Origin of the sequence: Mesorhizobium sp. LCM 4576, assembly GCF_001854815.1 — a bacterium.
In the GTDB taxonomy this organism is placed as follows: domain Bacteria; phylum Pseudomonadota; class Alphaproteobacteria; order Rhizobiales; family Rhizobiaceae; genus Mesorhizobium; species Mesorhizobium plurifarium.
Genome location: NZ_MDDT01000016.1, coordinates 223,857 through 233,372 on the forward strand (window position 1 = coordinate 223,857; position 9,516 = coordinate 233,372).

Consider the following 9,516-nt stretch of genomic DNA (forward strand, 5'->3'; position numbering starts at 1 on the left):
TAACAGAACATACGCTCGAAGACATGATGGATAAGCAGAATGCCGGCAGCCGCGGAAACAAATAAATGGGACTTCTGGATCGACCGCGGCGGCACTTTCACCGACATCATCGGCCGTGATCCGCAGGGACACTTGCACCCTCGAAAACTTCTTTCCGAGAATCCCGAGGCCTATGCGGACGCCGCTATCCAGGGYATCCGCGACCTGCTGGGCTTGAAAGCGGGCGCCVCCATTTCCGCCGCCGCGATCGGCGACGTCAAAATGGGCACGACCGTTGCCACCAATGCGTTGCTCGAGCGCAAGGGCGACCGCGTGCTTCTGCTCATCACCAAGGGTTTTCGCGACGCCTTGCGCATTGCCTATCAGGCGAGGCCGGACATTTTCGCCAAGGAGATCATCCTGCCGGAGCAGCTCTACGAGCGCGTCGTCGAGATCGACGAGCGCGTGCGCGCCGACGGCTGCGTCGAGCGCCTGCTCGACATCGCGGCCTGCCGCCCGGCGATCGAACAGGCCAGGGCGGACGGCATCGACGCGGTCGCCATTGTCTTCATGCATGCCTGGAAATATCCGGACCACGAAAAGGCCGTCGCGAAAGTCTGCCGCAAGATCGGCTTCAGCCAGATCTCGGTCTCCCACGAGGTCTCGCCGCTCATCAAGCTGGTCGGCCGCGGCGACACCACCGTGGTCGACGCTTATCTGTCGCCTATCCTGTCGCGTTACGTGCGGCGGGTGGCGAGAGAGCTAGGCCCCGGCCCGCGCCTGATGTTCATGATGTCGTCTGGCGGACTGACCGCCGCCGACATRTTCCAGGGCAAGGACGCGCTGCTTTCGGGGCCGGCAGGCGGAGTCGTCGGCATGGTCGAGACGGCGAAGCTCGCAGGCTTCGAGAAGGTCATCGGCTTCGACATGGGCGGCACCTCGACCGACGTTGCCCACTATGATGGGGAATACGAACGCGCCTTCGACACCGAGGTCGCCGGCGTGCGCATCCGCGCGCCGATGATGYGCATCCACACCGTCGCCGCCGGCGGCGGCTCGATCCTGCATTATGAAGCGGGCCGTTTCCGCGTCGGTCCGGATTCCGCCGGCGCCAATCCAGGCCCAGCCGCTTACCGGCGCGGTGGTCCGCTCGCCGTCACCGACGCCAATGTCATGCTCGGCAAATTGCAGCCCGATTTCTTCCCGGCGATCTTCGGCGCGAGCCAGGACCAGCCGCTCGACATCGGCACGGTTAGCGAAAAATTTGCAGCACTTGCCGCCGAGATCGGCGACGGCCGAACGCCCGAGGCGGTGGCCGAAGGCTTTGTCACCATCGCTGTCGAGAACATGGCCAATGCCATCAAGAAGATCTCGGTGCAGCGCGGCTACGACGTCACCGAATACCTCCTCAATTGCTTCGGCGGTGCCGGCGGTCAGCACGCCTGCCTCGTCGCCGACGCGCTCGGCATGGAGGCCGTGCTCATCCATCCTTTTTCGGGGCTGCTTTCGGCTTACGRCATCGGCCTTTCGTCGGTCTTCGCCTCACGCCAGCAGGCGCTGCTGGAGCCGCTTGCCGAAGAATCCCGCGCGGCGATCGAGACACTCATCGCTGCCTTGCGCACCGACGTTGTCGCCGAGCTTGGCAAGCAGGGCATTGCCGAGGACGCGGTTTCAACGAGACCTGTCCTGCATATTCGCTATGACGGCACCGATACGGCGCTGCCGGTGAATTTCGAGCATGGCTCGACCTTCCGCGCGAGGAGCGATTTCGAGGCCGCGCACAGGGCGCAGTTCGGTTTCGTCTACGACGACAAGCCGATCGTCGTCGAGACCGTTGCCGTCGAAGGCATGGAGACGGCTCGACAGGACAAGGCCGAAGCGTATGCCCCTGCCCGATCGGCGGGGGTCGAGGTCAAGCCTTCGGAAAGCYGGCGCATCTACACCGAGGGCCGCTGGCGCGAAGCCGGCGTCTATCGCCGTGAAAACCTGCGACCGTCCAACACGGTAGCGGGACCCGCGCTGATCATCGAGCCGAACCAGACCATCGTCGTCGAGCCGGGCTGGCGGGCCGAAATCACCAGCCTCGACCACGTCGTGATCCGCCGGATGGAACGGAAGGTGCGCGTCGCGGCGCTCGGCACCGAGGCCGATCCGGTGATGTTGGAGGTCTTCAACAACCTCTTCATGTCGATTGCCGAGCAGATGGGCGTGACACTGYAGAACACCGCCTATTCGGTCAACATCAAGGAACGGCTCGACTTCTCCTGCGCCGTCTTCGACCGCCATGGCGCGCTGGTGGCCAACGCACCGCACATGCCGGTGCATCTCGGCTCAATGGACCGTTCCGTCGAAACCATCATCCGCCTGAATTCCGGCGACATCCATCCGGGCGACGTGTTCGCGCTCAATGCGCCTTACAATGGCGGCACGCATTTGCCCGATATCACCGTGGTGACGCCTGTCTTCGACGATGCGCGCGAGGAGATCCTGTTCTGGGCGGCCTCGCGCGGCCACCACGCCGATGTCGGCGGCACCGCGCCCGGCTCGATGACGCCTTTGGCCACGACGGTCGACGAGGAAGGCGTGCTGTTCGACAATTTCCGCATCGTCGATCGCGGCCGCTTCCGTGAGAAGGAGCTGGAGACGCTGCTCACCGACCATCCTTACCCCGCGCGCAATCCCGTCCAGAACATCGCCGACCTGAAGGCGCAGATCGCCGCCAACGAAAAGGGCGTGGCGGAACTGCGCAAGATGGTCGCGCATTTCGGCCTCGATGTCGTCGAAGCCTATATGGGCCATGTCCAGGACAATGCCGCCGAGAGCGTGCGCCGCGTGATCGAAYGGCTTCCCGACAGCGCCGCTTACGAATACCCCACCGACACCGGCCAGGTGATCAGGGTCAAGATCACCGTCGATCGCCAGAAGCGCGAGGCGACCGTCGATTTCACCGGCACCTCGCCGGTCATGAAGAACAATTTCAACGCGCCGGAGCCGGTAGCGCGCGCCGCCGTGCTCTATGCCTTCCGCGTCATGGTCGAGGACATGATCCCGATGAATGCCGGATGTCTGCGGYCGATCAACATCGTCATCCCAGACGGCTCGATGCTGAAGCCCGCCTACCCTGCCGCCGTCGTCGCCGGCAATGTCGAGAYCTCGCAGCATGTCACCAACGCGCTGTTCGGCGCGATGGCCGCGATCGCCAATGCRCAAGGCACGATGAACAACCTCACCTTCGGCAACAGGAAATACCAGTATTACGAGACGATCTGCTCCGGCTCGCCGGCCGGCCGAATGAATTCGGGCCGCGGCTTCGCCGGCACCTCCGGCGTGCACACCCATATGACCAATTCGCGCCTCACCGACCCGGAGGTGCTGGAACTGCGCTTCCCCGTCGTGCTGGAAGACTTCCACATCCGCGAGGGTTCCGGCGGTAAGGGCAAGTGGAATGCCGGCGACGGCACCAGGCGCACCATCCGCTTCCTTGAAAAGATGGAATGCGCGATCCTGTCCTCGCACCGCAATCGGCCTCCTCAAGGCCTCGAAGGCGGCGGCGACGGCGAGGCCGGCTCGACCAAGGTCAGGCGCAATGACGGCTCGATCGATGTACTGAAGGCCTGCGACCAGACCACGCTCGACGCCGGCGAGGCCGTCATCGTCACCACGCCGACGCCGGGGGCGTTCGGAAAATCGTAAGAATTCGTGACGGCCTGCCGTCAACAGGCTGTCACCTGCCTGTCATGACGCTGCGCTACCCGCTTGCGCCAACGCAAACGGGGAATCGCCATTCCATGTCGGACGTATCCGGAGAACTCGTTTATCGTCGTGGCAAGGAAGTCGGAAAGGCGGTCTACCAGAACCGGGCATTGTCGAAGGATGGCATTTCCGAGCGGCTCTTCGCCTTCCTGTTCTCCGGCCTCGTCTATCCGCAGATCTGGGAAGACCCCGACGTCGACATGGAGGCCATGCAGCTTGGCGCCGGTCACCGGGTCGTCACGATCGCTTCGGGCGGCTGCAACATCCTGGCCTACCTGACCCGCTCGCCGGCCMGGGTCGACGCCGTCGATCTCAACGCCGCGCACATCGCGCTGAACCGCATGAAGCTGGAAGCRGTGCGACACCTGCCGTCGCAAGGCGACCTGTTCCGCTTCTTCGGCGCCGCCGGCACCAGCCACAATTCGGACGCCTATGACCGCTTCATCGCACCGCATCTCGATCCGGTGAGTCGCCATTACTGGGAGCGCCGCAATTGGCGCGGCCGCCGCCGCATCTCGGTCTTCGACCGCAACTTMTACCAGACCGGCCTGCTCGGCCTATTCATCGCCATGGGCCATCGTGTCGGCAAGCTGTTCGGTGTCGACCCGGCCGGCATCATGAAGGCGCAGAATATCGGCGAGCAGCGTCGCTTCTTCAACGAGGAACTGGCGCCGGTCTTCGACAAGAAGCTCCTGCGCTGGGCGACGTCACGCAAAGCCTCTCTGTTCGGCCTCGRCATTCCGCCGGCGCAGTACGATTCGCTGATCACCTCCGGCGACGGCTCGATGGCGAGCGTGCTGAAGGCACGGCTGGAAAAGCTAGCCTGCGACTTCCCGCTGAAGAACAATTACTTCGCCTGGCAGGCCTTCGCCCGCCGCTATCCACAACCTGGCGAGGCAGCGCTGCCGGCCTATCTGGAACAGCGCAACTACAAGACGATCCGCGACAACATCGATCGCGTCGCCATCCACCATGCCAACCTGATCAAGTTCCTGGCGGCCAAGGAGGCGGGCAGCGTCGACCGCTTCGTCCTGCTCGACGCGCAGGACTGGATGACCGACGACCTGCTCAACGCGCTGTGGACCGAGATCACCCGCACCGCTTCGGTGGGCGCGMGCGTCATATTCCGCACCGCGGCGGAGCCCAGCTTGCTGCCTGGCCGCGTCTCCAGTTCGCTGCTCGACCAATGGACCTACGAGGCCGACGCCTCGCGCGAATTCTCGGCAAAAGACCGCTCGGCGATCTATGGCGGCTTCCACCTCTATGTGAAGCGTGYCGCATGAGCACGACGGACCTGCCGGCCAGCCACGCCGAACTGATGGACGGCGTCTACCGCTGGCAGCGCCATATCTATGACCTCACCCGCAAGTACTACCTGCTCGGCCGTGACCGTCTGATCCGCGGGCTGGACGTGCCGCAGGGCGGCACCGTCCTTGAGCTTGGCTGCGGCACCGGCCGCAATATAGCGCTTGCCGCCCGCCGCTATCCGCAGGCCCGCTTCTTCGGTTTGGATATCTCGGCCGAGATGCTGGAGACGGCAAACGCGGCCATCGCTCGTGAAGGTCTCTCCGGCAAGGTCAGCCTGGCGCGCGGCGACGCCACCGATTTCGACGCCAAGGCTCTCTTCGGCATCGAACGCTTCGACCGCGTCTTTGTCTCCTATTCGCTGTCGATGATCCCCGGCTGGGAAAAGACCGTATCGGCCGCCCTTGCTGCGCTCGCCCCCGGCGGTTCGCTGCACGTCGTCGATTTCGGCCAGCAGGAAGGACTGCCGCGCTGGTTCCGCGCGCTCCTGCGCGGCTGGCTGCGGAAATTCCATGTCACACCACGCGCGTCGCTGCGCGACGTGCTTGAATCGGAATCGCAGCGCACCGGCGCAACCTTCCGTTTCAGAACGCTTTATCGCGGCTATGCCTGGCTGGGCGTGATCGGATCCGGCAGATAGCAATCGCTATCAATGCAGCGCCTTCACCAGCGCGCCCACCATGGTCTGCGGCCGATAGCCGAATTTCGCCGGCGTCAGCCCAAGCCGCACCACCACCAGTTGCTCCGACGGGATGATCGCCGCCGTCTRGCCGTCATGGCCTTCCATCCAATAGGTGTCCTTGGGCAAGCCTGCGGCGACGCCCRCACCGGGCTTTTCCTCATCGCCCGGGCCCTCGATCCAGAGCTGGCCTTTGCCATAGACCTTCGAGGCCAGCGCCGGCTCGCGCATCCAGTCGACGAACCCGGCCGGCAGGATCTGGTTTCCGTTCCAGACGCCACCCTGCAGCAGAAACTGGCCGAAGCGCGCCCAGTCATGCGCCGTGGCGTAGAGATRGGACGAGCCGACGAAAGTGCCCTGCTCGTCGGTTTCGAGCACGGCGCTCTTCATGCCGAGCGGCTCGAACAGCGCCGTGCGCGGCCATGCCAGCGCCTTCGCCTTGTCRCCGATCGCGTCCTGCCACAATCTCGACAGCATCACCGCCGTGCCGCTCGAATAGGAAAATACTTTTCCCACCTCGCCGGTCAGCGGTTGGGCCTCGGCAAAGCCCGCCATGTCCGGCTCGAGATAGAGCATGCGCGTCACATCGGCGACATCGCCATAATCCTCGTTGAACGCCAGCCCGCTCGACATCGCCATCATGTCGGCAAGGCTGATGGCGGCGCGGCCATCGGCCTTCCACGGCRCGAACAGGCCCTTGTTGTCGATCGCCAGCTTGCCGTCCTTGACCAGGGTCCCGACGATGGCCGCATTCACCGTCTTGGTCATCGACCAGCCGAGCAGCGGCGTCTTGGCCGAAAAACCCTCACCATAACGTTCCGCTACGACGCGGCCGTTCTTCACCACCACGATGGCGCGCATGCCGATGCCGGCCATGGCGGCATCGTCGACGATCTTCGCCACTTCCGGGTTCTGCGAAGCATCCACCCGCTCGCCCTCGGGCCAGAGCGCATCAGGCTGCGCCGCGGCGGGCGGCACCGCACGCAGCGAGGTCTGCCGCGCTTTGCCGGTATCGCCGTCGGGAACCGATGCGCAGCCGACGCCGAAGCGTTCTACGGCAACGCTCTTGCCGAAAACCCAGAGCAGCCCAGYCGAAACCATCCCCCTTTCTCTGTCGACCGACACCTTCATCAGCCTGAGCAGCGGATGGCCCGGCGCCTGCACGTCGACCGCCAGCACCTGGTTCGGGTCGCGGCCGGCGATGAAGACGTTCGAGCAGACGATCTTGGCCGAATAGCCGGAGCCGACGCGGATCAGCTCGGGCGGGGCGAAATAGAGCCAGGCGAAGAGCGCCGCGACCGCCAGGACCGCAAGGCCAAGCAGCCATTTGATGAACTTCACGACAGCCCGCATCTTTCCCCGCCTTTTGGATTCGCCGGCTCGATTTATGTCATTGATTTGCCGCCATTGCTTCCGCAAAATCATCGGCGTTGTCGAGCGCCGTCAATGGATTCTCAACCATGTTCGGCGATCTACTGCTTCATGTCGCCCAAAAGTGCGCAGCGGTTTTGGGACAACGACATGGACAGACAACAGCAGTTGGGGCGGTCCTGTGGGGCGACCGTCCGGAGGGGCCTGCGCAAGCAACGGCCATCTGCAAAGACCCATCAGCGGCCGGCTGGACCCGGCTCGGGGAATGTCATGCGCCGTCTTGCGGCCATCCTGATGCTGACGCTGCTCTGCGCCTGCTCGACCGTCGACGACCTTTCGCCGTTGTCGCCCTCCGCGCAGACTGTTGCCGTGCGCGCGCCCAAATTCGAGGACTCCAAGCCGCATGAGTGGGACAGCGGCGCGCCGTGGACCTACGCCATCCACGGCACGGATGTTTCCAAATACCAGACCTCGGTCGATTGGCCCACGGCGAGAGCCAGCGGCATCTCCTTCGCCTTCATCAAGGCGACGGAAGGCGGCGATCGTTTCGACGACTATTTCAACGAGCACTGGGCGCGCACCAAGGCTGCCGGAATTCCGCGCGCGGCCTATCACTTCTTCTATTTCTGCACGCCGGCCGAGACCCAGGCGCRCTGGTTCATCGCCAATGTCCCGCGGGACCCGTCGGCGATGCCGCCGGTGCTCGACATGGAATGGAACCCGAAATCGCCGACATGCAGGCTGCGCCCCGACCCGGCCACCGTGCGCAGCGAAATGAGCGTTTTCCTGCAAATGGTCGAGCGCCATTACGGCAAGAAGCCGATCATCTACACCTCGCTCGACTTCTTCGACGACAACCAGTTGGCGAGCTTCCGCGGCTATCCCTATTGGCTGCGCTCGGTCGCCGGCCACCCGCGCGAAAAATACGGCAGTCATCCCTTCACCTTCTGGCAGTACACCGGCACCGGCATCGTGCCCGGCATGACCGGCAAGTCCGACATCAACGTCTTCAACGGCTCGGAAGCCGCCTGGAAGAAGTGGCTGCGGCAGAACACCCGTTGACAACCGATCCCCCGCCTGCTTTTCGACACGGCGGGCGGCGAAACATGCAACCGCTGGTAATCCGGAGCGGCGCTTTCGCGCGAGTGTATGGCGCGGCTCCCGAACTTTGAAATCCTCGCATGCGCCTGTCCGATCCCGATCCGGGACCACGATGGGGCCATGCGCCGGTCTCGAAAGGAAAGCGATGCGATTGCGCGTTGAAATCCTGGCGGCGCTCTTCCTCGGCGCGTCGGCGCTGCCCGTCGCGGCACAGGAATGCGGCGGCGATTTCGAGGCCTGGAAGCAGGCCGTCGCGGCCGAAGCCAAGGCGGCCGGCGTCGGCGCCACCGGCCTCGACGCGTTGGAGGACGCCACTATCGATGAGCGCGCGTTGGCGCGCGACCGCGCCCAGGGCGTCTTCACCCAGACCTTCACCGAATTCGCCAACCGCATGATCTCGGCCTACCGCCTGAAGCAGGGCGCGGCCAATCTGAAGAAATATGCCGACGTCTTCGACCGCGCCGACAAGGAGTTCGGCGTCCAGCCGGCGATCATCGCCGCCTTCTGGGGGTTGGAGACCGATTTCGGCGCCGTGCAGGGCGATTTCCACACGCTGAACGCGCTGGTGACGCTCTCGCATGACTGCCGCCGGCCTCAGCTGTTCCGGCAGCAATTGGTGCCGCTGCTCACCCTGATCGACCGCGGCGTGCTGCCGGCCGACGTCAAGGGCGCCTGGGCCGGCGAGATCGGCCAGACGCAGATCCTGCCGACCGACTATCTTGCCAAGGGCGTCGATGGCGACGGCGACGGCAAGGTCGATCTCAGGAACAGCGTGCCGGACGTCATCATGACGACCGCCAACAAAATCATGTCGCGCGGCTGGAAGCGTGACCAGCCCTGGGTCCAGGAAGTGCGCGTCCCCGACGAGATGCCATGGGACCAGACCGGCCGCACCAACAAGCTGCCGTTGTCGCAATGGGCGCAATGGGGCGTCACCGAACCCAATGGCAACCCGCTCATCGACAATGGTCTGAAAGCCGGCCTGGCGCTGCCGATGGGCCGCAAGGGTCCGGCCTTCCTGACCTACGACAATTTCGACGTCTATCTGGAATGGAACCAGTCCTTCACCTACGCGCTGACGGCGGCCGTGCTTGCCACGCGCCTCGCCGGCGCGCCGCAATTCGATCCGCGCACGCCCGAACAGGGCCTCAGCGGCGACCAGATGAAGGCGCTGCAGACCAAGCTCGAAGCCAAGGGCTACGACGTCGGCACGGTCGACGGCATCCTCGGCACCAACACCCGCGAAGCGATCCGCAAGGAGCAGGCGCGGCTGGGCCTGCCCGTGGATGGTTGGCCGACGCCGGAACTGCTGGCAAAATTGTAGCCCC

The 9,516-nt window shown here is 64.6% G+C and carries 6 protein-coding genes; 5 read left to right on the forward strand and 1 reads right to left on the reverse strand.

All coding sequences use genetic code 11. The features are described from left to right. The first annotated feature begins 39 nt into the window (after positions 1-39). Genes LCM4576_RS08805 through LCM4576_RS08815 form a run of 3 tightly spaced genes read left to right on the forward strand, consistent with a single transcriptional unit; the run spans position 40 to position 5,677 of the window. On the forward strand, positions 40-3,672 hold the full coding sequence (locus LCM4576_RS08805) for a hydantoinase B/oxoprolinase family protein (RefSeq protein WP_071031724.1): 3,633 nt from the start codon (positions 40-42) through the stop codon (positions 3,670-3,672). A 44-nt stretch (positions 3,673-3,716) separates the two neighbouring features. Further along, the gene (locus tag LCM4576_RS08810; RefSeq protein WP_071031725.1) at positions 3,717-5,015 is read left to right on the forward strand and encodes a DUF3419 family protein; all 1,299 of its coding nucleotides are present in this window, start codon (positions 3,717-3,719) and stop codon (positions 5,013-5,015) included. Continuing rightward, entirely contained in the window at positions 5,012-5,677 is a 666-nt protein-coding gene (locus LCM4576_RS08815) for a class I SAM-dependent methyltransferase (RefSeq protein ID WP_071031726.1), read from the forward strand. The genes LCM4576_RS08810 and LCM4576_RS08815 overlap by 4 nt, the downstream gene beginning before the upstream one ends. 9 nt (positions 5,678-5,686) lie before the next feature. Here LCM4576_RS08815 and LCM4576_RS08820 read toward each other — a convergent pair whose 3' ends face one another. Continuing rightward, positions 5,687-7,069, reverse strand: coding sequence for a serine hydrolase (locus LCM4576_RS08820; RefSeq protein ID WP_071031750.1), 1,383 nt, complete (start codon positions 7,067-7,069; stop codon positions 5,687-5,689). Positions 7,070-7,357: 288 nt separating this feature from the next. On the opposite strand from LCM4576_RS08820, the gene LCM4576_RS08825 reads away from it, so the two are divergent. Together LCM4576_RS08825 and LCM4576_RS08830 are read left to right on the forward strand one after the other, a co-directional pair. Next, entirely contained in the window at positions 7,358-8,149 is a 792-nt protein-coding gene (locus tag LCM4576_RS08825) for a GH25 family lysozyme (protein ID WP_071031727.1), read from the forward strand. A 184-nt stretch (positions 8,150-8,333) separates the two neighbouring features. Further along, positions 8,334-9,512: a lytic murein transglycosylase gene (locus tag LCM4576_RS08830; protein WP_071031728.1), complete on the forward strand. Its 1,179-nt coding sequence runs from the start codon at positions 8,334-8,336 to the stop codon at positions 9,510-9,512. The last annotated feature ends 4 nt before the right edge of the window (positions 9,513-9,516 follow it).

Bases quoted from the DNA above. Each gene is read 5' to 3' on its own strand.
- LCM4576_RS08830 (WP_071031728.1), top strand. From the start codon at position 8,334: ATGCGATTGCGCGTTGAAATCCTGGCGGCGCTCTTCCTCGGCGCGTCG.
- LCM4576_RS08815 (WP_071031726.1), top strand. From the start codon at position 5,012: ATGAGCACGACGGACCTGCCGGCCAGCCACGCCGAACTGATGGACGGC.